A 24,543-nucleotide genomic window follows, 5' to 3' on the forward strand; every position below is an offset into this window, starting at 1 on the left:
CGTTCCCTTCCTTTAGATCACGGAGTAATCCAGTCGTTTGTTTTTTATTTTGCTGCGAAGGATACAAACAAAAAAACAACTGCGAAGCGGTCGGTTTTGCATCGAGCAACGTTCCCTCCCTTTGGATCACGGAGTAATCCAGTCGTTTGTTTTTTATTTTGCAACGAAGGATACAAACAAAAAAACAACTGCGAAGCGATCGGTTTTCGAGTCACAGCCCCGAAGGGTCGGGACAGTCACAGTCTCAGTATTATCACCTTAACGGTCGGGTGCAGTGTGCCACAGGCGATGTAACTTCCATTTTTTGAGGCATTTTTATTTTCTACTCTAAAGACAATCAAAAAATAGGTGCCGCCTAATTATTTTACAGGTATATGATTATTTGTAAAAGTAACAGTTAAAGAGTCAGTCATTACATCACGCGTGATATAAATGAATTTGTATTTCACTATGGAGTCGGCATTTAATTTCAAAAAATGGTTTCTTTCAACATCAAAAACACTGGTTTTACAACTCTTTTTGATTTTAAAAATTTTTGCAAACGGACCACACTTTGACGATTGTAATGAATCTTCGGGTTCAAGTTCATGACAATTACGGACTACCACCGTTGCATTAAAATAGGCTCCACCGAAAAACAAAAGTGAAAAATTTTCATTTTCTGCTTTAAAGATTTTTAAATAGTGATAGTCTATTGTATTAAATTTTGGCACTTCAAGACGTGTCTCTGATTGTTTGCAACTGCACAAAATTATGATCAACAAACAAGGGAAAAATTTACACATTATAAAGCGATAGAAGTAAAAAAGAGGTCCTTTTTAACAAATTCAAATCATTTCAATTTAAGAATGACCAGGTATTATAAATACAACAACACCTTCTATTTTTTGGGCAGTGAATTTAAGTACTGGATGAGTTGTAGTAATGAGGCTTCCTCTTTAATTTTAAAATCGATTTGCTTAAAAAATGAAGCAAGATCAGGCGTAATATCCGCTAATACCCGTTCTAAATCTTTCTTTTTTTCGGGGACAGCAATCATATCCGTAGGCGTTTTGATAAAGAATCTTACTTTTTCAGGATAAAACTTCGCCGGTTTATCTTCGCGATAACTGGTAACCGCAGGTTCCCCTTCTTGAAAAGCTATGGTTTCACGAGCGAATAAAGTATAAGTTCCTGCATTTGGACTAACTCGACGTAAATACCCAAAACGTATTTTTCCATCAAAAGGATAAGCAAAAAATCCATATACCTTGTTGTCAATTACAATTTCACAACTGTCTTTTTTTTCAAGGTAGTAGAGTTTTCCCTCTTTTTTAAATTCCATTTCATCTTTAAAAGCATTGTATCGAATTTCAGGTTTTAGCTCTTTTGAATAACACGAGAGCGAAGCGGGTTTAAACTCTTTATCCCAATAGGGAGAACCTTCGTAAGTGGTTGGAATGGAATCATTGGCATTGAAAAATAACAATCCTTGATCGTTATTAAACGACACAAGATTAGTTTGTGCGGCTGCGGGTATCAGCCAAAAAAGCGACAAGATGATGCTCAAAGAAAAACGTTTCATAGGCATAGAATGTAATGGATTATATTTTGTTTAAATTTATTTACGTTTCCAAAAGCACTTCCAGAATTTGAATCGCGGCTTCACTGATTTTAGTGCCCGGACCGAAAACGGCTACGGCGCCTGCATCAAACAAGAATTGGTAATCCTGCGCTGGGATCACACCACCAACAATCACCATGATATCTTCACGGCCGTATTTTTTCAATTCTTCAATCACTTGAGGAACTAAAGTCTTATGTCCCGCCGCCAACGAAGAAACACCCAAAATGTGCACATCATTCTCCACGGCTTGTTTCGCCGCCTCTGCTGGCGTTTGAAACAACGGACCAATGTCTACATCAAAGCCCACATCGGCATAACCCGTTGCTACCACTTTAGCGCCACGATCATGTCCGTCTTGTCCCATTTTGGCAATCATTATACGCGGACGACGACCCTCTTTTTGCGCAAAAGCATTGGCTAACTCTTGGGCCTTGTTAAAACTTTCATCGTTTTTGATTTCTTTACTATACACGCCGCTAAAACTTCTAATTTGTGCTTTATACCGTCCGAAAACTGTTTCTAAAGCATCACTAATTTCACCTAAGGTCGCACGTAATCGGGCGGCTTCTACGGCTAAAGATAGTAAATTTTCCCCACCGTTTTTCGCCGATTCCGTAATACGCGTTAAGGCCGCTTGTACCGCTTGGGTATCGCGACTTGCTTTAATCTGTTCCAAGCGTTCGATCTGCTGACGGCGGACGGTTTGGTTGTCTACTTCCAAAATATGTAAGGGATCTTCTTTGTCCAATCGGAATTTGTTTACCCCTACAATCACATCTTGTCCACTGTCAATTCGTGCTTGTTTTCGGGCTGCTGCTTCTTCAATGCGTAATTTCGGAATACCTGCCTCAATGGCTTTGGTCATTCCACCCAAAGATTCCACTTCTTCAATCAACGCCCACGCTTTCTCGGCAATTTCAGCGGTTAATTTTTCGACATAATAACTGCCCGCCCACGGATCGACGGTTTTGCAAATCTTGGTTTCTTCTTGTAAATAAATTTGCGTGTTTCGTGCAATGCGTGCTGAGAAATCCGTAGGTAAGGCAATGGCTTCATCCAAAGCATTGGTATGCAAGGATTGGGTTCCTCCAAAAGCGGCCGCAGCGGCTTCAATGGCAGTTCGCGCCACATTATTAAACGGATCTTGCTCAGTTAAACTCCAACCTGAGGTTTGGCAATGCGTACGTAACGCTAAGGATTTATCGTCTTTCGGTTGGAACTGCTTCAGCAATTTGGCCCAAAGCATTCGACCCGCTCGCATTTTGGCAATTTCCATAAAATGGTTCATTCCAATGGCCCAAAAGAACGATAGACGCGGTGCAAATGAATCGATGTCCATGCCCGCTGCCATTCCTGTACGAATGTATTCCAATCCATCGGCTAGAGTGTAGGCCAACTCTATATCGGCGGTAGCGCCTGCCTCTTGCATGTGGTATCCCGATATGGAAATCGAGTTGAATTTCGGCATATTTTTGCTCGTATATTCAAATATATCCGCAATGATTTTCATCGAGGGCGAGGGCGGATAGATGTAAGTATTCCGCACCATGAACTCCTTTAAAATATCGTTTTGAATCGTTCCCGATAACAAATGTGGGGCTACGCCTTGTTCTTCGGCCGCTACGATATAAAAGGCCATGATGGGTAAAACAGCCCCGTTCATGGTCATAGAAACCGACATTTCATCCAAGGGGATTTGGTCGAATAAGATTTTCATGTCCTCAATAGAATCAATCGCCACACCCGCTTTTCCCACGTCGCCTACTACGCGTTCGTGATCGGAGTCATAACCGCGGTGGGTCGCCAAGTCGAAAGCTACTGAAAGTCCTTTTTGTCCGGCGGCTAAATTTCGGCGGTAAAAGGCATTACTTTCTTCGGCTGTTGAAAATCCTGCATACTGCCGAATCGTCCAGGGGCGTCGCACATACATGGTGGCATAGGGACCGCGTAGATTGGGTGCAAAACCCGCTCCGAAGTCTAAATGATCTAGCCCTTCTATATCCGTTTCAGTATAACTTGATTTGACTGTAATTCCCTCCGCTGTTGTGAAATGATTCGTTGCGTCAACGGGTGTTTCTGCGGTTTTTGAAGGGAGCGTCAGGTGTTGTATATTTTTTCGCATGGTTATTCTTCTGAGGCTAATCGTTCTTGTTCCATTTTTTCGGCCCATCGTTTTTCGATAATCGGACTTATGAGAGTTTTCCGTGGATTTTGTTTCACAAACGGATACAATTCCAAATCGCCTTTCATGCGATCGTTCTTGTTGGGGTATTTGTTGGTACCTAATAAAACTTCTTTCCCAGTATCAAAGGCTTCCTGCTCTTTTTGGGCACTCTCATTGATTTTACGTTGAATCGTACCTTCCATCAATTGGGTGATAAAGCCACCATTGGCTTCAATATCTTTACATAATGCCAAGGCGTTTTCGGCCAATTGTTGCGTAACCGTTTCAATATAATAGGCCCCATCGGCGGGATTATGAACCTTATCAAAATAGCTTTCGTGTTTTAAAATCAATAGCTGATTTCGCGCAATACGGTCGCCAAATTCATTGTCTTTATGATACAACGCATCATAAGGCAAATGGGCTACAAAATCGGCTCCTCCCAACACAGCACTCATACATTCGGTGGTGGTGCGTAACATATTCACATTGTAATCATACAAGGTTTTATTGCGGCGACTTGGAGTAGCTAGAATTCGTACCTCTTGCTCATGGCCGTATTCTTTGGCCAAAGTGGTAAACAACAACCGTAAGGCCCGCAGTTTGGCAATTTCAAAAAAGTAATTATACCCCACAGCTACATTTACCGTAAAAGGCTGTTGGAGTTGGGGAATACGGTTGAAATATTCATTGGCATGGGCCAAGGTATACGCTAGTTGTTGCACTATATTGGCGCCTGCATTTTGATACAAACTGCTGTCAATCGAAAGAAAATGAATAGCGCTGTTTTGAGCGATATGATTTAGTTTTTCAAAATCCTTGTCGAGATTTTCAAACCAGTTGCCGTCTCGTCCAAGTTGCCCGATAGGGTCTATTTGAAGAATAAAATGAGCTTGGTTTTGGGTTGCAAATTGGTGCAACTGATTCACGAAATCGATTTCAAGAAATGGCAAATAAAAAAAATATGGGGTAGAGCCAAGGGGTAAACCTTGCATTAATTCGCTGAGGTCGATTGCCTTGTTTTCAAGGGTAAATCGAATGCATTCGGCGCCACGTTGTAGTGTGTCTTGAGCCCGTGCATTCGACTTGGCCACATCATGGACAAAGATATTTTGCGTGATTTTAAATTCGGTTTTGGGTCCTCCCGTGGGCAACGAAGATTCAAATTCGTCGCGATGGTAAAAAGGTTTCACTTTAATCCCTTCGGGGCTTTCCCAAACCAAGGTTTCGTTATAATCGGCACCTTTGAGTTCGTACTGGATTTGCTGTTTCCACTGTTTGGAGGAAACGGCTTCAAATTCTTGAAAGAGGTTGTTCTGACTCACGAATGCTGTTTTAGTATTATGTTTTCTAGAATGGCGCCGGCGGTATAGCCCCGATGGGAGCTGACTACCCTGCCGACAGGCATGTAGTGCGGATAGCGGGAATGACGTATCATGGATGTACTAAAGTTTTGCTCCTTCAATACTATCTTTGCGGCGTTCTTCCTCGATATCAATGATGTAGATATCTTCACTATCGCGTTTCATGTAATATTTTTCTCGGGCATAGCGTTCGATATGACCCGGGTAATTCATTTCTTTAATGCTTTTTTCGTCTTTGGTGATTTCCTCTTGGTAATAGGCTTTATTCTCCTCGAGTTCCTTAATTTCTTTGTTCAAAATGCGGTGATCGAAGTAGGCGTAATTGTCCAAAAACAACATCCAAACCACAAAGAATATCAAAACCAGCGTGTATCGGCTTCCCAAAAAGCGAAGGAAGGGGTAATTTGCAATAAGATTTTGATACCACTGTTTCATAGACGGTTATGCAATTCGTTGATTAATCACCGCGCGTACCACATCAATGGCCACGGTATTGTATTTGTCGTTCGGTATAATGATATCGGCGAAGGCTTTAGTAGGTTCGATAAACTGTTGGTGCATCGGTTTTAAGGTTGTTTGATAGCGATTGAGCACTTCTTCCATGTCGCGACCACGTTCGGCTATATCCCGTTTTAAGCGGCGAATCAAACGTTCATCGGAGTCGGCATGTACAAACACTTTTACGTCAAACATATCGCGAAGTTCAGGGCTGTTGAAAATCAAAATCCCCTCTACAATCATCACTTTGCGCGGGTGGGTGATTATGGTGTCGTCGGTACGGTTGTGCGTCACGAAGGAGTACACCGGTTGTTCGATGGTTTTTCCTGATTTTAAATCCTTTAAATGCTGGACCAACAATTCAAAATCAATCGCCCGCGGATGATCAAAGTTAATCATACTCCGCTCTTCATAACTCAAATGAGGATTGTGTTTGTAATACGAATCTTGGGAAATAATTCCGACCTCCGTTTGCGGAAGTTCATTCATGATTTGGTGTACTACCGTGGTTTTTCCGGAGCCTGTTCCTCCGGCAATTCCAATTATAAGCATGGGTGTTGTTTTCAGTGTTGAACCAGTAGACAAAAATAGCAATTTTAGTTCGATTGCCACCTACAAATTGGGGACAAATCTTGCAAATTTAGTATCGTTTTGAAGGCTTAAAATTGTTCAAATACGCCCAATCCAAACAAGGCAAAGTCATATTTTACGGAAGTATTATCGATGTTATCCTATGACGCTGACTACACCATGGCAATAATATACGAAATTGATTACTCTAGAATAGCAAAGAACGAACTTGTTAAGTATATTGCGAAACAGGCAGGAGATCAAAAATACAATGTGTATAAGGGTGTTTCCATAACGCATCAAGTTATTGCTAAGCTAAAATCAATTGTCAAGCATAAATAAAATCTATAATCTAATATAAGTAAAGAAAATTATTCATAAAATTATTTTCTAAACTTGAAAATTCACTTTTGATTAGATGTTATACTTAGAGGGTATTTATATCGATTTTTTTATGCTGTCGGAAATTACTTTTAAGTTTTTATTTATCCATTTAGGAACTTTCTGTGACTTGTCACAAAGCTGATAATCTGGTAATATATCATCTTTACCTGTCGGTTGTAAAGAAACGTTAAATTGAAAATAAAATTTATCGTTTTGGAAAACCGAAACTTTATATTCATATGACCCGACTTGAGTTTTACTAATGGAATGTCCATTTATGATTAATTTACTATTCATAATGTTTTAGTTTGTATTTATAATATAATTTACAAAATTAAATATGAATAAAAAAATTATTTTTGTATCAAAAGGTAATATTTAATAGTTTAGTTAAAAATAATATGACTAATAATTGTAATCTTAATAATATCTTTTAGCTGTTAAAAATTTTTGCTATAATAAACTTTAATATTATTTTCAAAATAAATATCAGGTAAATCTTTTGAAGATAAATCTGCATTTATTGGAAATTTTAAAGTTCTGACTGCTCTAACTTTAAATAAATACGTTTTGTCTATCTTAGGGATACCTTGTACTCCATCATCAAAATTTACTACGTATCTTCTCCCATTATCAAATTTAGTATAACTCCAATAACCCTTTTGTTCAAATCCACCAATATTATTTTTGTTTTGATAAAGAATATTAAGTTCCTTTTTTGTTGGTAATCGCCAGCCTTTTCCTAATAATTCGCATTTCTTTTTTGCTTCATCCCACATCATTTGTTTTGGAAAATCGAATTCCGCAATTTCCAAATCTCCAACAAACTTACTTTCCCCAATAATTTCTGAATTGGAAATCGGTTTACCATCTCGAACTGCCCGAACAGAACAAAATTGGAATTGACTGAGGTGTGACCTTACAACTTGCATACCTTCGTAGTCTTTTCCGCTATCAGACGAAAATATTTGTGCCTCCATGTATTGAGGATTAGAAAGATGTAGTGTTGAACTCCAATAGTCAAAACCCTCAAAATTGCCAATTTTCTCTTTGTTTTTGTATAAAATATTAAGTTCATCTTGAGTTGGTAAACGCCATCCTTTTCCTAAAGATTTACAAGCTTTTTTTGCATCATCATATCTCATTTCTTCTGTGAAATCATATTCAGCAATTTCTAATCCCCAAATAAATTTACTTTTACCAATAATTGCTGTTTTTGAACTAAAATTATTATTCTTTAATTTTTCGTTTTTGGAAAAATCAAACGAAGGTTTATTATTCATAATAGTAAGAGTATTGTCAGTTAGGTTTATTTGAACTGTACCTAACTTACTAATTGCCGATTGCCCTAACAATAATGGGGCATCCATATTTTTAACTATTGAAGCCTCAATATTGTAAAGTTTTAATCCTTGAATTTCAATTTCACGTAAGTTTATATTAATTCCTTCTGTAATATCTCCATTTGCGTCAGAATAATTAGAAACACCTGTAATATCGTTTTTAGTCAAATAACCATTTTTAAACATAAAATTAGCTTCAGTTAGCGAAATAGTTACATCCGATGCACCTGTATCAAACACAAAAGACATAGGAATACCATTGACTTTACAAGGAATAATAGAAACTCCACCCTCTCGTTCCATTTTAATCACAGTTTGAGCTTGTGTAGATATGTGTAAAAAGGTAGTAGTAAGTATTAATAAAAATTGTCTCATTTAATTTTATTTACAAATTTGAGTTTATTTTTGAAAAGTTAGTTTGTGTTTAATATTGTAAGCCTTCTTTTTTCAATTTCTGCCTTGACTGCATAATCATTGATGGATTATATTTGTACCTTTAATTAAGTATACAAATCTATAGTATTTTCTTACTTTTTTTAAGTAACAAATATAAAAAAACACTTATGAACATAGAACTTTTTTATATTCTTAAGGCTTTTCATTTAGATTATAATCAAACTGTCTGTTTTCATAAAATAATTTTAATTTAATCACTAAACCCCTCAAACACGCCCAACCCAAATAGTGCAAAGTCATATTTTACGGGATCGTGGGGGTCCAACGCGCGTAGGGCAGTGTCCAATTCTACCAGGGCTTTGGCATCATTTTGCTTCCGCGCAAGGAGTCCGAGTTTGCGCGCCACATTGCCCGAATGCACGTCTAGCGGACAAGATAAGGCGGCCATTGGGATGCTTTTCCAAATTCCCAAATCAACTCCTTTTTTGTCTTGGCGCACCATCCAACGTAAAAACATGTTGATGCGTTTGGCGGCAGATTTGTTCAGCGGATCGGAAATGTGTTTTTGGGTCCGTTCTTCATGCGCTATTTCAAAAAAATGCTTTTTGAAGGCACTGATAGCGGGCTGCATCGACTGTGAAGTATGGTGTTTTTGAAAGAGCGCTTCCATGCCGCCATGTTGGGAATACACATGCCTCAACCCACGAACAAACGTCTTCAAATCAGTAGCGTTGAATGTTCGATGCACAAATCCGTCCAAAAGTTCCAAATCCGATTCCCGATGCGTCATCACAAAATCGTAGGGTGCATTTCCCATACGTTCGATGATACTTTGGGCCGATTTGATAATCATTTTTCGGTTGCCCCAAGCGATGGTAGCGGCCAAAAAGCCTGCGATTTCAATATCTTCTTTTTGGGTGAATTGATGGGGAATTTGAATCGGATCGGAGGTAATAAAATCGGGGCGATTGTATAGTTCCACCTTTTCATTCAAAAAATTACGGAGTTCGTTGGGGGTCATCGGGAAGGTATTTGGAATAAAAACCGTCTTTTAGGTCGTTGGTTCGCTGTTGCGGAATCAAATGAAAATACGTTTTGAAATACTCGATTTGCTCTTTGTTGACGGTCGGTAAGGGACCGTTGTAAGTACCCCAGAAGAAGTCGTTATTTTTAGGGCTGTAGTAGTTCAAATTCCCTTCTTTGCGTTTTTCAAAGTACATTTGGTATTTGGAGTTGGGGTGGGGCAATAGTGTATATTCAGGTTTGAAATGGCTGAGTTCCAACATGAACTTATAGTTGGAAAAACGATTTAAGTTTACCGGAACCAACACCGCCCAAAGTACTGGAAGTAGACTCATAAAGAGCAGACTGTATATTGTTTTCCGTTGCGAAATAGCCAGGCTGAGCCAAAGACATGATAAAAACAAAATCCCGTTAAGGAAGAATCGGTATTGGGGTGAGGTGGCAAATAATACGCCCAACTGAATGACAAGCATTCCATATACTACGCGGTATCCTTTTTCTTTGATGATGAAAAATACAATGGGCGTAAGTACGAGCAAAAGCACTTCTATTTTATTGAATAATCCGTTCATTTTGGGGAGTTGGAGCCAACGTAAAAAAAGATCCCAACGCGAAAAGGCATCGTAGTTTTCGGTGGTGAGAAAGTAACCATACTTCTTCAATTCTTCATAATAAAAATGTTCGATTTCAGGAGGTAGGGAATAGTCAAAATACTGTCCAGAAAACAGCTGGGAAGGAAAAACGGGCACTCCACAAATGATTAAATTTTTGGCGACAAACAAGCCTAGGGTCAAACTACAAAGCATAGCCACTTTGGGGAAACAAACATGGAGCGTTTTAAAATGAACCACAAACCAATACAACGGCAACAAGGCCAACGTTAAGGCCGTATTTTTTGCCAAAAGGGTAAAAAGCACTAAAAAGGAAAGTTGTACAAAAGTTGCCTTTGTGGGTTGGTGAAACTCGGAAATAAAAAGGTAAAAAATAAGGAAACTGAGCACGTAAACCACCACATCGGGGGAAGGCGCACTGATAAATTGAAAGAGGAGGAGGGCGGTAATTGGAAACAAGCCCACCACTAGATCCACTCGTTTTTTACGCTCAAAATAGGTTGATAATTGCTCGATGGAGAAGGCAAACCCATACCAAAGCAAAAGGCCACTTAGGTCATTGAATCGGTCGCAAAGGAAGGGAAAATTGAATGTACTTTGGGCAATATGCCATCCGCTTAACTGTCCCAAAAAGAAGTGCAGGTTGATCAAGCCTTTGACCATGCCGTATTCATTGAGCCATTTGATGTTTTGAATGTAATAGGATTCATTGTCAATCACATAGGGAGCCGAAGCGCATTGGGCCAAAAGAAGTAAACTCACTAGTAAGAAGTACCATTTTAGGGGCCATGACCAGGCTTGAAAACGAAGATACGATTCAAAAACCGCTCTTTTCCATAACGGGTAATACCGCCAACCGAGAATTACATTGAGTCCCAATAAAACTGTATGAAATTCCCAATGAATGCGTCCAAAAAACGCCCAGACACCAGCAAAAAAAGTAACCAATCCCAACCCCAAAATGGTTTTTACCAACGGAATTTTGGCTTGTGTTTTAAGCCACTGATTTCCCGCGGTTCCCCATATCAAAAGGGTAAACGCGATATAGAACCAAGAAATCAGGATTAAAAGCATAGGCTAACTCATTTTTCCGTCGACCATCACCAACTTACGGTCGGCTTGGTTGGCTAATTCCTCGTTGTGTGTCACAATGACGAAGGTTTGTCCCAACTCGTCGCGCAATTTGAAAAACAATTGGTGCAAATTTTCGGCTGAAGCCGTGTCTAAATTCCCCGAAGGTTCGTCGGCAAAAATTACAGCGGGTTGGTTAATGAGAGCGCGGGCCACCGCTACCCGTTGTTGTTCTCCACCCGAGAGTTCAGAGGGTTTATGGTGTAAACGTTCGCCCAAACCTAAGTATTCTAGATGTTTTTTGGCGGCCGTTTCTGCTTCGGCTTTTGATTTACCAGCAATAAAGGCAGGAATACACACATTTTCAAGTGCGGTAAATTCGGGTAAGAGTTGGTGAAATTGAAAAATAAATCCCAACTTTTGGTTTCGAAAGGCGGAGAGTTTTTTATCGCGCAAGGCCAACACATTGACTCCATCAATAGTAAGGGAGGCCGCTCCTTTATCGGGGTGATCGAGGGTGCCTAATAGTTGTAGCAAAGTCGTTTTACCCGCACCAGAAGCCCCTACAATAGAGACAATTTCTCCTTTTTCAATCGTTAAATCGACTCCTTTGAGCACGTGTAGTTGATCGTAATGTTTGTGGATATTTTGGGCCGCTATCATCGATTCCATTTTTTACAAAGAAACGAAGAAAAATGGGAAAACAACAAAGAGATTTTAGTAAACCCATTCACTTGACAGCTATTAAAAATTCGTTAAAGTCCACTTTTTGTTTAATAATAATGTACATTTGTTAAACAAAATTTGAAACCCATGAACACCGTCACTGAAAAAGAATTGTATGAAATCCTTGGTGATGATCACCAAATGACCGCTGCCGACACCCCTTTACGTCCGGATGCTTTCGTCAAAACGGATGCGGAGAAGATGACGGTAATTGAACACCATTTTGAGCAAATTATGGAAGCCCTCGGGTTGGACCTCACCGACGACAGTTTGCGTGGAACGCCCCACCGGGTAGCCAAAATGTATGTGCAAGAAATTTTTTCAGGATTACACCCTGATAACAAACCCAAAATCTCAGTATTTGATAACTCGTACCATTATGATAAAATGTTGGTCGAAGCCAATATCAACTTTAACTCCACTTGTGAGCACCACTTTTTACCTATTATCGGTAAGGCGCACATTGGGTATGTGTCCAATGGTAAAGTTATTGGATTGTCAAAGTTGAACCGTATTGTCGATTACTTTGCCCGCCGTCCGCAGGTACAAGAACGCATGGTAATGCAGGTATTCAATGAATTAAAGACAGTTTTAGATACCGATGACGTTATGGTAGTTATGGAAGCCAAGCATTTATGCGTTTCCAGTCGCGGTATTAAAGATGAAACGAGTTTTACATCAACCTTGCAATACGGCGGAATTTTCGAGAAAAAAGAATATCGGGATGATTTCTTCCGCTTGTTGGGAGAGAAAAATAGTTAACATCGAAGGGGCGTAAACGTCCCTTATTTTTTTTCAAAAAAATCGACAAGAAATCCCAACTTCATACCCCGCAACATTTTCTTCTCAAAGGTCCAAAAGAATTTAAACTGCCCAAAAAGAAAGCCATAACCCACCAACAACACTTGATATACAGGGAAAATCCCCACGATGTAAATAACATAATACAACCAAACGGGAACCGTTTCACGCGTAATACCTACCCATGCCAATAAGGGTTTTGCCAAATAGGCTGCCGTTGAACCCGTGAGCGCAAAGACGAGTAATATAACTGCGTATTGCCAGTTGGAAGTAATGTGGTATCGTTCTTTAAAGCTCGCCATAGGGGGACAAAGGTATCAAATTAGGGACGGACATCAAAGAAGCCAAATCGTTGGTTGTGTTGCAACTGAAAGTAAACGAAAAAATTGTAAATCAGGTAGTTGACTTCATAGCCGTAACGCACAGTCGGATCGTAATCGATACGCATATCGTATTGTAACGCGTTATAACGGCTTGTTTGATTCACACGACTGTTCCACTCTTGCACCCATAATCGATTGCGACTCTCCAAAAAAGTCTCCGAGTAATACCCACGGGGTCGCGCATAAGAGTCCAACCACCCATAAAATCCAGGTTCAATGATAATCACTTCATACTCTAGGGAATCATTGGCAATCCGCAAGGTATCGCCCGATGGAGTGTTTTGTGCCACCGCAGTCGTATTGGACTTTTGGGGAGTACTCGCGCAACTCCATAAGATGAAGAGAAAAATGATAAATACACCGCCGATTTTCATGATTTAAAGGTACACAATTGCGCGTAATTTGTTTCAAGAATTTACGTGCTTTTAACAAAAAAAAGCACCTCTAAGGGTGCTTTCATTCTTATTTTTTGCCTAACAAGCCAATGATTTGTTCAGCCAATTCCGTTCCGATACGGTCTTGGGCTTCCAAGGTGGCCGCACCAATGTGGGGCGTTAAGGAGATTTTTGGGTGCATTAATATTTGAATCTCCGGCTGGGGCTCTTTTTCAAAAACGTCCAATCCAGCAAACGCAATTTTCCCAGCGTCAAGCGATTCGATCAATGCTACTTCATTAATCACACCTCCTCGGGCACAATTGACAATTCCTGCACCGTCTTTCATCAAAGCAAATTCTTCCTTGTCAATAATATATTTTTCTTGGGCCGGGACATGTAAGGTAATGAAGTCTGAATGCTTGAGAACATCGGCTAAAGGTTCGGTGAGGATATCTACATCGATAAATTGTCCCGTGTAAAATTCCACCCGAATCGCAGCTTTATCGATAAAACTATCGGCGGCAATCACACGCATCCCCAAGCCCAAAGCCATTTTAGCCACCGCTTGCCCTATGCGTCCAAAACCGATAATACCCAACGATTTCCCACGCAACTCGGTTCCGTTGGCATAGGCTCTTTTTAACCCGTCAAAGTTGGAGTCGCCTTCCAACGGCATATTTCGGTTAGCATCATATAAAAATCGAACCCCCGTAAACAAATGCGCAAATACCAGTTCGGCTACACTTTCAGAAGATGAAGCAGGGGTATTGATCACCTGAATTCCTTTGCTACGTGCATAATCCACATCGATATTATCCATCCCAACACCTCCACGACCAATGATTTTGAGTCCGGGGCAGGCATCGATGATATCTTTACGAATCTTGGTGGCGCTCCGTACCAAGACGACTTCAATTCCTTTTTCATTGACAAAATTGGCCACTTGTTCTTGTGCCACTTTTGTTGTGATTACTTCATAACCGCCTTTTTCTAAGGCTGCAATTCCACTTTTGGAAATGCCATCGTTTGCTAAAACTTTCATTTGTGTCGTATTTTTTTTTGGGAGCTGATCAGGCTGTTCGCTGTATCTTTTATTCCGCTGGCGCTTCATAAAAGGATGCCTCCCGAAAATTCGGGACCATCCTGGCTAGTCCGACTTAAATCGAATGCTCCAATTCTTGCATTGTGTTTACTAAAATTTGTACACTTTCCAACGGTAAAGCGTTATACATCGAGGCGCGATACCCACCAACGGAGCGGTGACCGTTCAATCCCGAAATACCGGCCGCTTTCCAGAGGGCATCAAACTTTTCAGTGTGCGCCGCATCCTTCAACAAAAAAGTGGCGTTCATGGTGCTGCGGTCTTCGACGACGGCTGTACCTTCAAACAACGGATTTCGGTCGATTTCGTGGTATAATAAAGATGCTTTGGCCTCATTTATTTTCTCAATAGCTGCCACACCGCCTAGTTTTTTTAACCACTGTAAGGTAAGCAACGAAGCATACACGGGAAAAACAGCGGGGGTATTGTACATACTTTCCGCTTTAATTTGTTTTTGGTAGTCCATCATACTGGGTAACGTTCGCCCGGTCTTTCCCAACAATGCTTCTTTGATTACGACTAGCGTTGTTCCCGCCGGTCCCATGTTTTTTTGGGCTCCTGCATAAATCAAGGCAAACTGTGAAAAGTCCAACGAACGCGAAAAAATATCCGAACTCATGTCGCAAATCATCGGAATATCAGTTTTCGGGAAGGATTTCATTTGGGTGCCAAAAATCGTATTGTTACTCGTACAGTGGAAGTAATTGGCATCCGCTGGAATAGCGTAATCTTTTGGGATATAATTGAAATTAGCGTCTTTGGAAGTTCCCACGATTACCGTTTCTCCAAAAAGTTGCGCTTCTTTGATGGCATTCGCGGCCCAGGTTCCCGTTTCTAAGTACGCAGCTTTTCCATCGACTTTCATAAAATTGTAGGGAACGCGTAAAAATTCCATACTTGCGCCGCCTTGTAAAAATAAAACTTGGTAGCCTTTTCCTTCCAATCCAAGTAATTCCAAAACCAAAGCGCGGGCTTCTTCCATCACGGCAATAAAATCTTTACTGCGGTGCGAAATTTCTAAAATTGACAATCCCGATTGATTAAAATCTAAAATCGCTTGCGCCGATTGCTCAAAAACTTCTTGGGGGAGAATGCAGGGGCCTGCGCTATAATTGTGTTTTTTCATGATTAACTATGCAATTAATTCTAGTTATATTGTTGTGTGGGTGCAAATTTCAACATTACGCGAGAGATATCCGATTGTGAACGAATGGAATCCAATTCGACTTATCAACTAAAACGTTTTAGTTGATAAATGACTCTCCTTTGTTTTTTATGAATTTTGATATAAAATTCTCACCGTTCTTAAAAAAGCTTGGAAGAAATATAGGCACGGGACAAGTGTTTCAAGAGCAATTGACTTTGGCTTCATAAACTACTATTTTAACGTAAATGTCGTGTTTTTATATCGTTTGTAAAAAAGCCAAGGTGTCTACATGATCGGCATAATCCCATAATTCGGGACGTTGGGTTTTACCAAAGGGGATGCTATCGGTTACAATTCCTTTGGAGACGATGCATTGTAATTGGTCTTTTTCGCGTTCCAAACGTTCCTGAACTACGGATAAATCACTGTAATATTCGTAAAAAATAGAAGAAATCGGTGAAGCATATCCCGAATCTTCTTTCAGCGTTAAAAAACCATTGTCCAAAATCGAAAACAAGCTCATTAAAAATACCGCTTTGTTGTAATCGTAATTGTTGGCGTATTTGTCATACTGAATACAATCTTTGTAGGTGTACATCGCCGCAAAAAAAGGGTCAAACGAGTAGCCTTCGGGAACAAATAATTTCGAAACATTACGGCAGCCCAGTCCAAAGTAGCGAAAGATATCCTCCCCCAACTGCATTAAGTCTTCTTTGGTTTCAGTTCCATCTAAAACAGCAACTGAGTTTCGATTTTTACGAATAATAGACGGTTTATCTTTGAAATAATACTCAAAATAGCGCGCTGTATTGTTGCTTCCTGTAGCGATCACAGCCTCAAATCCTTCGAGTTTCCCTTCAGTAAAAGTGATATAATCCGCTATGCGAGGCTCACAAGCAATCAAATAGTCCACCAAAAAAGGAACCATTATTTGATCATTGGACGATGTTTTTACGAGTGCTTTGTGACCCGAAACCAACACACTCAACACATCATGAAACCCTACCAACGGAATATTTCCCGCCAACACCAAGCCCACAGTTTTGGGTTGGGTGGTACTAAAATCATACGGCTGTAGCCAAGTGGTTAGGTTGTTTTCGGTGAGTGCCTGAGCCCATGATTGTAAGGCATAGCGCATTTGTTCGGGGGTAAACCATCCGTTGTAATGTTGTGCGGATTCGATTTGCCCTATCATGCGGTCAAAAAACAATTCGTTGTGCAAAACCGCTGGATTTTTTGTGGGAGTCGTGGCGCCAAATTGGTGCAAAAAATGGCCTAACTGAACCAACGCTGATTTTTTATCGAATTGTAACATGGGTTGCTTGTGTATGAAGGGTATTGATTGTAAATTTGCACAAAACTAATAAAATTCGCTATGGCAATCAAAATAACTGACGAGTGCATCAATTGTGGTGCTTGCGAGCCGGAATGTCCGAATACTGCGATTTATGAAGGTGCGGATAATTGGAGGTACAAAGACGGTACGAAATTGCGCGGAACAGCTGTCCTTCCCGATGGAACTTCCATTGATGCAGATGCGCCTCAACGTCCTATTTCGGATGATTTGTATTACATTGTGCCCGGAAAATGTACCGAATGCAAAGGGTTTCATGAAGAGCCTCAGTGCGCTGCCGTGTGTCCCGTGGACTGTTGTGTTCCCGATGAGGATCATGTGGAAAGTGAAGAAACCTTATTGAACCGTCAATCGTTTTTACACAACGAGTAGGTTCAATCTGCTTGTAAGAAAATATCAAACACCTGGTGCTTTCAGGTGTTTTTTTTATGTCTTTTTACTAAAAAATTTGCATGTTTTAAGGTGTTTTTCTTAAATTTGAGAACAAACCCTTCTAGCGATGCGTACGTTTCTACTGTTTTGGTTCGGATGTCTCCTGACGATCGCTCATGCCCAACAAGGGGATATTCATTTGGTGTTTAAAGATGCCGAAACCCAAGTCCCTATTGAAGATGTTACGGTTACAGTTTTACGCACAAAACAAAATTATATCAGCAATCCAGATGGCCGCGTTTCCTTTGTTCTCACTGGGGTTTCTAGCATTCAAATCGCCCATTCGAGTTATGAAAGTCAAAGTGTTCGCTCAACGGCTTTAAAATTAAAAGAAAATGTAATTTTTCTTAAAAGTGCGGTCAATACTTTAGATGAGATTGTCATCACCAAGCAGCATCCTCAAAAAATCCTCAAAGGATTAATCGAAAATTCAGTCGAAAAACTGACGACTCCGTGTCGCTTAAAAGTCTATTCCCGCGAATTTTTTAAGCGGAATGGCAACTATATGTTTTACAACGATGGGTTGCTGCATTTTCAAATTTCAGGGAAAAATAAAGATTTTAAAAACGACATTCTCGTAGAGCAAAACCGTTCTATCGGGTTGGTGGATGCCGATGTTTCGCAAGATTTATTGGGCTATGATTTGAACAATATCATGGGGAATTATTATAATTTTAAATACCTCGAACCCTTGCTGGAGGCCCGAGCACGAAAGGATTACGATTTTTTAATTAAATCCTACACCAAAAATGATAATTATTATTTAATGGTCATCAATCCCCTTGATCCCGTAAAAGGATTTAAAGACGATTACACCATTTTATACGATAAGAAAAAGAAAATTATTCTTGAAGTTAGTTCCTCCGTCACGCCCAACGCCGTGGCTAATGCCCCCGAAAAGCGCAATGTGGGCGCCCGTAATCTCTACAAGTCCAATTACAAAAACATTTATCGGTATGCAGGCGATGGCGAGTATTACTTGTTGAGTTCTCGCGAAGAAATTGGTTTTGAACGGGTGGATAAGAAGGAAGTTCGCACCGAAATAGAAGTCCGAAATTACTTCATCACCACGGGATTTAGTCGCAATGAATTTTCTTTTAAGGAGAGCGAAATATTTAAAGACAAAGTTCTTTTTAACCTGAAAGATAAAATTCTCACCGATTACTGGAATGTTTCGGGATTGGTTCCCACTCCTGAAGAGGAAGCCATTATCAAAAATATCTCCGACGAACCTTAGATTTTTACTGTTTTTTGAATGGGTTTAATGCGCTATATTTGCCCCACAAAAATAAAAATCAATGAAAGCAGGTATCGTGGGATTGCCCAATGTAGGGAAATCAACTCTTTTTAATTGTTTATCCAATGCCAAAGCGCAAAGTGCCAACTTTCCGTTTTGTACCATTGAGCCTAATATTGGGGTAGTCAATGTGCCCGATCCGCGTTTGGAAAAATTGGAAGAGTTGGTCAATCCTGAACGGGTATTGCCCGCCACAGTTGAAATAGTAGATATTGCCGGATTGGTGAAAGGCGCCAGTAAAGGAGAAGGTTTAGGAAACCAGTTTTTAGCCAATATACGGGAATGTAATGCGATTATTCACGTGCTCCGTTGTTTTGATAACGACAATATTGTGCACGTAGACGGTAATGTGAATCCGATTCGCGATAAAGAAACCATCGATATTGAGTTACAGTTAAAAGACTTAGAAACAGTCGAAAAGCGCTTAGAAAAAGTCAATCGAACTGCCAAAGCGGGCATCAAAGAAGCCGTTTTGGAACAGTCGTTATTAAACCAAATCCGGGATTTGTTGTTGCAAGGAAAATCGGCGCGAACGGTGGTAGCCCAAAACCAAGACGAGGCTGATTTGTTGGAAGCTTTTCAATTAATTACTACCAAACCGGTGCTTTACGTTTGTAATGTTGATGAAAATTCAGCTGTAAATGGGAATGCTTATGTTGATAAGGTGCGTGAATTGGTCAAATCTGAAAATGCAGCAGTACTTGTATTAGCTGTAGCTACCGAAGCGGATATTACAGAATTGGAGACTTATGAGGAACGCCAAATGTTCTTAGAAGACATGGGCTTAGACGAACCAGGGGTTTCCAAATTGATTCGGGCGGCCTATCGTTTGTTGAATTTACAAACGTATTTCACAGCAGGGGTAAAAGAAGTGCGTGCCTGGACCATCCATGTAGGCGATACTGCTCCGAAAGCGGCGGGTGTCATCCACACCGATTTTGAGAAAGGATTTATCCGCGCGGAGGTTATTGCTTACGATGATTATGTACAATTCGGTTCAGAAGCTAAAGTAAAAGAAGCGGGAAAACTTCGCGTGGAGGGAAAAGAATATATCGTGAAAGACGGCGATGTAATGCATTTCCGTTTCAATGTTTAAATTATCGATAAAACTTTTATATCAAGCACGGATTTTTCCGTGCTTTTTTTATTTTATTTAACAATTTTTATAAATTTAACAAGTCTATACAAAACAACACTCTTTTAATATGAAATTACAACAATTGCTTGTTCATGCCAATACAGTTGAAGATGTCTATTGTGACGAGCACTTTGATACTCAAGAAACATGCCTAGTCTTAGCTTTTGGTCAAACCACCCTACTTGAAAAGTATCCTCTATTTCAACGCTTGCGCGTAATTTATCCCAAGGCTACGATTCTTATTTGTTCTTCCTCTGGTCAAATTTCCAACAATGTTCGCATAGAGGAAGCTATTGTGGTAACAGCAATTCAATTCGATAATGCAAGGTTTAAAGCTCTGGAATTTGAAAACCAGGAAGATAATTCGATACAAGAAATGGGTAAAATTTTTAGCTCCGAGTTATTAACTCCTGACCTTAAAGCAGTTCTTTTACTCTCTGAAGGGACATATGTGAACGGCTCTGAATTAATTCAGGAATTAATTACGCAGTCTGCAGGGAAAATTCCTTTTTTTGGAGGATTAGCTGGGGATGAGTATCGTTTTGAAAAAACAATGGTAGGACTCAATGCTGATGCACAACCCGGAAAAATAGTGGCAGTTGGGTTTTATGGGGAAGGGTTGAAATTTGGATTTGCCAGTGAAGGAGGATGGGCTGATTTTGGGCCAGAACGTGAAGTTACCCATTCTAAGAAAAATGTTTTGTATCGTATTGGGGATCGAAACGCTCTTGAATTGTATAAGGACTACCTGGGTAAATACGCTGAGGAGCTCCCTGGTTCAGCCCTTTATTTTCCTTTATCAATGAAAGAAAATCCCGATTCTGAGCCAGTCGTTCGAACCATATTGGCCATTGATGAACATGAAAAATCCATGACATTTGCAGGTAATATTCCGTTGGGTTCTCGAGTGCGATTCATGCGGGGTAATATAGATAAATTGATCGATGCAGCAGCCAATGCGGCTTTGCATCTTCGAACGCAACTTCCGTATCGTCCGCAATTAGCTTTTTTGGTGAGTTGTGTGGGACGTCGAATCGTTTTGGCGGAACGCGTAGATGAAGAGTTAGAATTCATCAAGCAAACATTCGGTAATGATACGGTATTATTTGGATTTTATTCGTACGGTGAAATTTCTCCAGATAAAAATGATTTAGGGTGTGAATTGCACAACCAAACCATGACAATTGCAACCCTTTTTGAAGCCTAATTGCTATGGATAGAAATGATTTACATCGCCATTTGAATCGGCAAATAGACAAGTATTTAGCCATAAATGATTTTCAATATATTCCTCAATTGGAGGCTTTTATTGAGGTGATTAATCAAACCTATTTTAATTATGAAAAGGATGCTGAATTGTTTGAACAGTCAACCCTATTAAACGATAGAGAATACTTTGAAGTGACCAAAAAGCTTCAAATTGAATTGCAGAAAAAACAATTGTTTGAATCGCAATTGGTAGCCTTAATACAACAATTGAATGACGATTCTAAACCTTTGGAAGGTGAAACTAGTTTGTTGCAACTGATTCAAATTCTAAATCGTGAAATCGAACAAAAAAGGATTTATCAAGAGCAATTAAATCAAGCTAAAATAGAAGCCGAAAATGCAAATGAGGCTAAGTCAGAGTTTCTATCTATAATGAGTCATGAAATTCGAACACCCCTTAATGCGATTATCGGACTTGTATACATCATGGAAAAAGAAGATACACTGCAAGGGTATCGCGAAAATATTGAAGTACTCAAACTTTCAGCTCAAAATCTGTTCTTACTGATTAATGATATTTTAGATTTCAATAAAATTGAAGCAGGAAAAATCGATTTGGAAAAAATTCCTTTTGATTTCAAAAGTTTAATCCAACAAATTGCACGGGCATTGCAAGCGCGTGCGAACGAAAATCTCAATAAAATTCGATTAGAAATCGACGAAAATTTTGTATCCAATGTGGTGAGTGATCCGCTACGGATGAATCAAATTATTACCAATTTAGTGTCCAACGCCATCAAATTTACGCATCAAGGGACCATTACCATTCGGGTGAACCAATTGGAGGTTGCTAGCGGAATTTCTACATTTAAGGTAGAAGTTATAGACACAGGAATTGGTATCGATAAAAAAGAATTTACTTCAATTTTTGAAAAATTTTCCCAAGCTGAAACACGCACTTCCAGACAATTTGGAGGAACAGGCCTAGGTCTTATCATCACGAAACGGTTATTGCATTTGTTTGACGCTGATATCGCTTTTGAAAGTGAACTTGGAGTTGGGACTAATTTTTATTTTGCTCTAAGCTTACCTATTGATTATCAAGCAAATACTTCTGATTTACATGACGATGATCAAACCGAAGTAATGTTAAATGGCTTACAGGTTCTTTTGGTGGAAGACAACAAGATCAATGTGAAAATCGCAGAAAAAATTATGAGCCATTGGGGAGTGCAAGTGGATGTAGCTGAAAATGGATTGATGGGTGTTCAAATGCATGAAACGGGCAATTATGATGTGGTATTGATGGATTTATCCATGCCCGTTATGGATGGCTATGAAGCGACACGAATTATACGAGAAACCGATACGAAAACCCCTATTATAGCTTTAACCGCTTCAGCATCTTTCGGGTATCTCGAACGCGCCATTCAAGTAGGAATTAACGAATATATCATCAAGCCTTTCAATCCAAAAGAACTGAATTTGAAGTTGAAAAAGTTTAGTAAAAAACTCAGTTAGTTGCTATAAATTTGTATTTAAAAGGCAAAATCCTGTCAAAAACATTATTAATAACTTTCCATTTTTTGCCTTCCAAAACCGCTTCGGAAGCCTTATATTAGCTGAAATTCGTTACAATTTGGAATATGGCTGAACAGGTGCAATATAATGAGGATAACATACGCTCACTCGATTGGAAGGAGCATATTCGGATGCGTCCGGGTATGTATATCGGAAAATTAGGAGATGGTTCTTCGCCTGATGATGGTATTTATATTTTACTCAAAGAAGTCATCGACAACTGTATCGATGAATTTGTGATGGGTACAGGGAAAACCATCGAGGTAACCATTAAAGATAAATTGGTAACCGTTCGCGATTACGGTCGGGGTATTCCATTAGGAAAAGTGGTGGATGTAGTGTCCAAAATGAATACCGGTGGAAAATACGATTCCAAAGCCTTCAAAAAATCGGTCGGTTTGAATGGAGTCGGTACCAAAGCAGTGAATGCGTTGTCCAACTTTTTCCGTGTTGAATCGGTGCGGGATAACCAACAAAAAGCCGCGGAATTTTCTGCGGGGAATCTAACGGTGGAAGAGGATATCCAAGAATCAACCAAGCGCCGGGGAACCAAAGTGTCGTTCATAGCCGACGATACTATTTTCAAAAATTACAAATACCGCAACGAGTACGTGGTGCGGATGTTGAAAAACTACTGCTACCTCAATACGGGGCTAACCATTTATTTCAATGGCGATAAATACTATTCGGATTACGGACTTAAAGATTTATTACAAGAAACCATCACCGAGGAAGATTCGGTTTATCCGATTATTCACTTGGTAGGCGATGATATTGAATTGGCCTTAACCCACAGTAAAACGCAGTATTCTGAAGAATACCATTCCTTTGTAAACGGACAAAATACCACGCAAGGCGGTACCCACTTGAATGCGTTTCGCGAATCCGTGGTGAAAACGATACGGGATTTTTACAATAAAAACTTCGAAGCCTCCGACATTCGTAAGTCCATTGTCGCAGCTATTTCCGTCAAGGTGGAAGAACCCGTGTTCGAGTCCCAAACCAAAACGAAATTAGGATCGACCGACATCGGACCCAACGGCCCCTCGATTCGAACCTTTATCAACGATTTTATATCGACTAAACTGGACAATTATTTGCATAAAAATCCAGAAGCGGCTGAGGCCTTATTGAAAAAGATATTGCAAGCCGAACGCGAACGAAAAGAGTTGTCGGGCATTCGGAAATTGGCGCGCGATCGTGCCAAAAAAGCGAGTTTACACAACAAAAAACTCCGCGATTGCCGTATTCATCTTACCGATACCAAAAACGAGCGCTGTCTAGAAAGTACGTTGTTCATCACCGAGGGGGACTCGGCTTCGGGATCGATTACCAAAAGCCGGGACGTGAATACGCAAGCCGTGTTTAGTTTGCGCGGGAAGCCCTTGAACTCCTATGGTATGTCCAAAAAGATTGTCTACGAAAACGAGGAATTCAACTTGCTCCAAGCGGCTTTAGATATTGAAGAAGATTACGACAGCTTGCGCTACAACAACATTGTCATTGCCACCGATGCCGATGTCGACGGGATGCACATTCGCTTGTTGTTGATTACGTTTTTCTTGCAGTTTTTTCCCGAATTAATCAAAGAAGGCCATTTGTTCATTTTGCAAACGCCCTTGTTTCGGGTACGTAACAAAAAAGAAACCATCTATTGTTATAGTGACGAAGAACGTGTTGCCGCTATTGAAAAACTGAAACCTAAACCCGAAATCACCCGATTCAAAGGATTGGGTGAAATTTCCCCCGATGAGTTCAAGTATTTTATTGGAGAAGATATCCGACTTGATCCGGTGATGTTGGATAAAGCCACATCAATTGAAACCTTGTTGGAGTTTTATATGGGTAAAAACACGCCCGACCGCCAAGATTTCATTATCAATAACTTGAAAGTGGAATTTGATGTGTTGGAGAATTAAGCTACTGAGCTACTAAGTTTCTGAGTAGCTGAGCGAGAGGTTGTTAA

23 protein-coding genes are annotated in these 24,543 nt (G+C 40.0%); 7 read left to right on the forward strand and 16 right to left on the reverse strand.

Features of this window, described 5'->3' with window-relative positions:
• Positions 1-359: 359 nt before the first annotated feature.
• The 11 genes from Q0037_RS01240 to Q0037_RS01290 all read right to left on the reverse strand — a co-directional run bounded on the left by Q0037_RS01240 (position 360) and on the right by Q0037_RS01290 (position 11,693).
• Positions 360-764 carry a hypothetical protein gene (locus Q0037_RS01240; RefSeq protein ID WP_297514179.1) on the reverse strand — a complete coding sequence of 135 codons (405 nt, stop codon included), beginning with the start codon at positions 762-764 and terminating at the stop codon, positions 360-362.
• 116 nt (positions 765-880) lie between these two features.
• Positions 881-1,564 (reverse strand): hypothetical protein, encoded by a 684-nt coding sequence (locus Q0037_RS01245; RefSeq protein WP_297514182.1) that lies wholly within the window; start codon positions 1,562-1,564, stop codon positions 881-883.
• A gap of 40 nt (positions 1,565-1,604) precedes the next feature.
• A complete protein-coding gene (scpA, locus tag Q0037_RS01250) occupies positions 1,605-3,728 on the reverse strand; it encodes a methylmalonyl-CoA mutase (protein ID WP_297514185.1) in 2,124 nt (707 codons plus the stop codon).
• 2 nt (positions 3,729-3,730) lie between these two features.
• On the reverse strand, positions 3,731-5,095 hold the full coding sequence (locus tag Q0037_RS01255; protein WP_297514187.1) for a methylmalonyl-CoA mutase subunit beta: 1,365 nt from the start codon (positions 5,093-5,095) through the stop codon (positions 3,731-3,733).
• Positions 5,096-5,215: 120 nt separating this feature from the next.
• The gene (locus Q0037_RS01260) at positions 5,216-5,569 is read right to left on the reverse strand and encodes a septum formation initiator family protein (protein ID WP_297514190.1); all 354 of its coding nucleotides are present in this window, start codon (positions 5,567-5,569) and stop codon (positions 5,216-5,218) included.
• A gap of 6 nt (positions 5,570-5,575) precedes the next feature.
• Complete coding sequence (gene udk / locus Q0037_RS01265; protein WP_297514194.1) at positions 5,576-6,184, reverse strand: uridine kinase; 609 nt, start codon at positions 6,182-6,184, stop codon at positions 5,576-5,578.
• Positions 6,185-6,640: 456 nt separating this feature from the next.
• Positions 6,641-6,883, reverse strand: a complete 243-nt coding sequence (locus Q0037_RS01270; RefSeq protein WP_297514197.1) for a hypothetical protein — start codon at positions 6,881-6,883, stop codon at positions 6,641-6,643.
• Between the two features lie 143 nt (positions 6,884-7,026).
• Entirely contained in the window at positions 7,027-8,304 is a 1,278-nt protein-coding gene (locus Q0037_RS01275; protein ID WP_297514200.1) for a retroviral-like aspartic protease family protein, read from the reverse strand.
• A 271-nt stretch (positions 8,305-8,575) separates the two neighbouring features.
• Positions 8,576-9,346 (reverse strand): TIGR02757 family protein, encoded by a 771-nt coding sequence (locus Q0037_RS01280; RefSeq protein WP_297514204.1) that lies wholly within the window; start codon positions 9,344-9,346, stop codon positions 8,576-8,578.
• On the reverse strand, positions 9,324-11,033 hold the full coding sequence (locus Q0037_RS01285) for a hypothetical protein (protein ID WP_297514207.1): 1,710 nt from the start codon (positions 11,031-11,033) through the stop codon (positions 9,324-9,326). The genes Q0037_RS01280 and Q0037_RS01285 overlap by 23 nt, the downstream gene beginning before the upstream one ends.
• 3 nt (positions 11,034-11,036) lie before the next feature.
• Entirely contained in the window at positions 11,037-11,693 is a 657-nt protein-coding gene (locus Q0037_RS01290; protein WP_297514362.1) for an ABC transporter ATP-binding protein, read from the reverse strand.
• Between the two features lie 150 nt (positions 11,694-11,843).
• Here Q0037_RS01290 and folE point away from each other — a divergent pair, with 150 nt between their 5' ends.
• On the forward strand, positions 11,844-12,518 hold the full coding sequence (gene folE, locus Q0037_RS01295; RefSeq protein ID WP_297514210.1) for a GTP cyclohydrolase I FolE: 675 nt from the start codon (positions 11,844-11,846) through the stop codon (positions 12,516-12,518).
• 23 nt (positions 12,519-12,541) lie between these two features.
• Here the strand turns inward: folE and Q0037_RS01300 are convergent, their stop codons facing one another.
• From Q0037_RS01300 to Q0037_RS01320, 5 genes are all read right to left on the reverse strand, one after another.
• Complete coding sequence (locus tag Q0037_RS01300; RefSeq protein WP_297514215.1) at positions 12,542-12,859, reverse strand: DUF6787 family protein; 318 nt, start codon at positions 12,857-12,859, stop codon at positions 12,542-12,544.
• A gap of 20 nt (positions 12,860-12,879) precedes the next feature.
• Positions 12,880-13,314, reverse strand: coding sequence for a DUF6146 family protein (locus Q0037_RS01305; RefSeq protein ID WP_297514218.1), 435 nt, complete (start codon positions 13,312-13,314; stop codon positions 12,880-12,882).
• Between the two features lie 88 nt (positions 13,315-13,402).
• The gene (locus Q0037_RS01310) at positions 13,403-14,359 is read right to left on the reverse strand and encodes a D-2-hydroxyacid dehydrogenase (protein ID WP_297514221.1); all 957 of its coding nucleotides are present in this window, start codon (positions 14,357-14,359) and stop codon (positions 13,403-13,405) included.
• A 115-nt stretch (positions 14,360-14,474) separates the two neighbouring features.
• Complete coding sequence (gene serC / locus Q0037_RS01315) at positions 14,475-15,545, reverse strand: 3-phosphoserine/phosphohydroxythreonine transaminase (RefSeq protein ID WP_297514224.1); 1,071 nt, start codon at positions 15,543-15,545, stop codon at positions 14,475-14,477.
• Between the two features lie 277 nt (positions 15,546-15,822).
• Entirely contained in the window at positions 15,823-16,881 is a 1,059-nt protein-coding gene (locus Q0037_RS01320) for an acyl-CoA reductase (RefSeq protein WP_297514227.1), read from the reverse strand.
• Positions 16,882-16,941: 60 nt separating this feature from the next.
• On the opposite strand from Q0037_RS01320, the gene Q0037_RS01325 reads away from it, so the two are divergent.
• From Q0037_RS01325 to Q0037_RS01350, 6 genes are all read left to right on the forward strand, one after another.
• Positions 16,942-17,292, forward strand: a complete 351-nt coding sequence (locus Q0037_RS01325) for a 4Fe-4S dicluster domain-containing protein (RefSeq protein WP_297514230.1) — start codon at positions 16,942-16,944, stop codon at positions 17,290-17,292.
• A gap of 127 nt (positions 17,293-17,419) precedes the next feature.
• Positions 17,420-18,589, forward strand: coding sequence for a hypothetical protein (locus Q0037_RS01330; protein WP_297514233.1), 1,170 nt, complete (start codon positions 17,420-17,422; stop codon positions 18,587-18,589).
• A 61-nt stretch (positions 18,590-18,650) separates the two neighbouring features.
• Positions 18,651-19,745 (forward strand): redox-regulated ATPase YchF, encoded by a 1,095-nt coding sequence (gene ychF, locus Q0037_RS01335; RefSeq protein WP_297514236.1) that lies wholly within the window; start codon positions 18,651-18,653, stop codon positions 19,743-19,745.
• A gap of 109 nt (positions 19,746-19,854) precedes the next feature.
• The gene (locus tag Q0037_RS01340) at positions 19,855-20,994 is read left to right on the forward strand and encodes an FIST signal transduction protein (RefSeq protein ID WP_297514239.1); all 1,140 of its coding nucleotides are present in this window, start codon (positions 19,855-19,857) and stop codon (positions 20,992-20,994) included.
• Positions 20,995-20,999: 5 nt separating this feature from the next.
• Positions 21,000-22,517, forward strand: a complete 1,518-nt coding sequence (locus Q0037_RS01345) for a response regulator (RefSeq protein WP_297514242.1) — start codon at positions 21,000-21,002, stop codon at positions 22,515-22,517.
• A 125-nt stretch (positions 22,518-22,642) separates the two neighbouring features.
• On the forward strand, positions 22,643-24,496 hold the full coding sequence (locus tag Q0037_RS01350; RefSeq protein ID WP_297514246.1) for a DNA topoisomerase IV subunit B: 1,854 nt from the start codon (positions 22,643-22,645) through the stop codon (positions 24,494-24,496).
• Positions 24,497-24,543 lie beyond the last annotated feature (47 nt).

Source organism: Flavobacterium sp., from assembly GCF_027482425.1.
Classification (GTDB): Bacteria; Bacteroidota; Bacteroidia; order Flavobacteriales; family Flavobacteriaceae; genus Flavobacterium.

Coding starts and splice junctions, on each gene's coding strand:
- Q0037_RS01290 (WP_297514362.1), bottom strand. CDS start 11,693: ATGATAGCGGCCCAAAATATCCACAAACATTACGATCAACTACACGTG.
- ychF (WP_297514236.1), top strand. CDS start 18,651: ATGAAAGCAGGTATCGTGGGATTGCCCAATGTAGGGAAATCAACTCTT.
- Q0037_RS01285 (WP_297514207.1), bottom strand. CDS start 11,033: ATGCTTTTAATCCTGATTTCTTGGTTCTATATCGCGTTTACCCTTTTG.
- serC (WP_297514224.1), bottom strand. CDS start 15,545: ATGAAAAAACACAATTATAGCGCAGGCCCCTGCATTCTCCCCCAAGAA.
- udk (WP_297514194.1), bottom strand. CDS start 6,184: ATGCTTATAATTGGAATTGCCGGAGGAACAGGCTCCGGAAAAACCACG.
- Q0037_RS01320 (WP_297514227.1), bottom strand. CDS start 16,881: ATGTTACAATTCGATAAAAAATCAGCGTTGGTTCAGTTAGGCCATTTT.
- scpA (WP_297514185.1), bottom strand. CDS start 3,728: ATGCGAAAAAATATACAACACCTGACGCTCCCTTCAAAAACCGCAGAA.
- Q0037_RS01345 (WP_297514242.1), top strand. CDS start 21,000: ATGGATAGAAATGATTTACATCGCCATTTGAATCGGCAAATAGACAAG.
- Q0037_RS01350 (WP_297514246.1), top strand. CDS start 22,643: ATGGCTGAACAGGTGCAATATAATGAGGATAACATACGCTCACTCGAT.
- Q0037_RS01310 (WP_297514221.1), bottom strand. CDS start 14,359: ATGAAAGTTTTAGCAAACGATGGCATTTCCAAAAGTGGAATTGCAGCC.
- Q0037_RS01325 (WP_297514230.1), top strand. CDS start 16,942: ATGGCAATCAAAATAACTGACGAGTGCATCAATTGTGGTGCTTGCGAG.
- Q0037_RS01340 (WP_297514239.1), top strand. CDS start 19,855: ATGAAATTACAACAATTGCTTGTTCATGCCAATACAGTTGAAGATGTC.
- Q0037_RS01260 (WP_297514190.1), bottom strand. CDS start 5,569: ATGAAACAGTGGTATCAAAATCTTATTGCAAATTACCCCTTCCTTCGC.
- Q0037_RS01280 (WP_297514204.1), bottom strand. CDS start 9,346: ATGACCCCCAACGAACTCCGTAATTTTTTGAATGAAAAGGTGGAACTA.
- Q0037_RS01270 (WP_297514197.1), bottom strand. CDS start 6,883: ATGAATAGTAAATTAATCATAAATGGACATTCCATTAGTAAAACTCAA.
- Q0037_RS01245 (WP_297514182.1), bottom strand. CDS start 1,564: ATGAAACGTTTTTCTTTGAGCATCATCTTGTCGCTTTTTTGGCTGATA.
- folE (WP_297514210.1), top strand. CDS start 11,844: ATGAACACCGTCACTGAAAAAGAATTGTATGAAATCCTTGGTGATGAT.
- Q0037_RS01305 (WP_297514218.1), bottom strand. CDS start 13,314: ATGAAAATCGGCGGTGTATTTATCATTTTTCTCTTCATCTTATGGAGT.
- Q0037_RS01275 (WP_297514200.1), bottom strand. CDS start 8,304: ATGAGACAATTTTTATTAATACTTACTACTACCTTTTTACACATATCT.
- Q0037_RS01300 (WP_297514215.1), bottom strand. CDS start 12,859: ATGGCGAGCTTTAAAGAACGATACCACATTACTTCCAACTGGCAATAC.
- Q0037_RS01330 (WP_297514233.1), top strand. CDS start 17,420: ATGCGTACGTTTCTACTGTTTTGGTTCGGATGTCTCCTGACGATCGCT.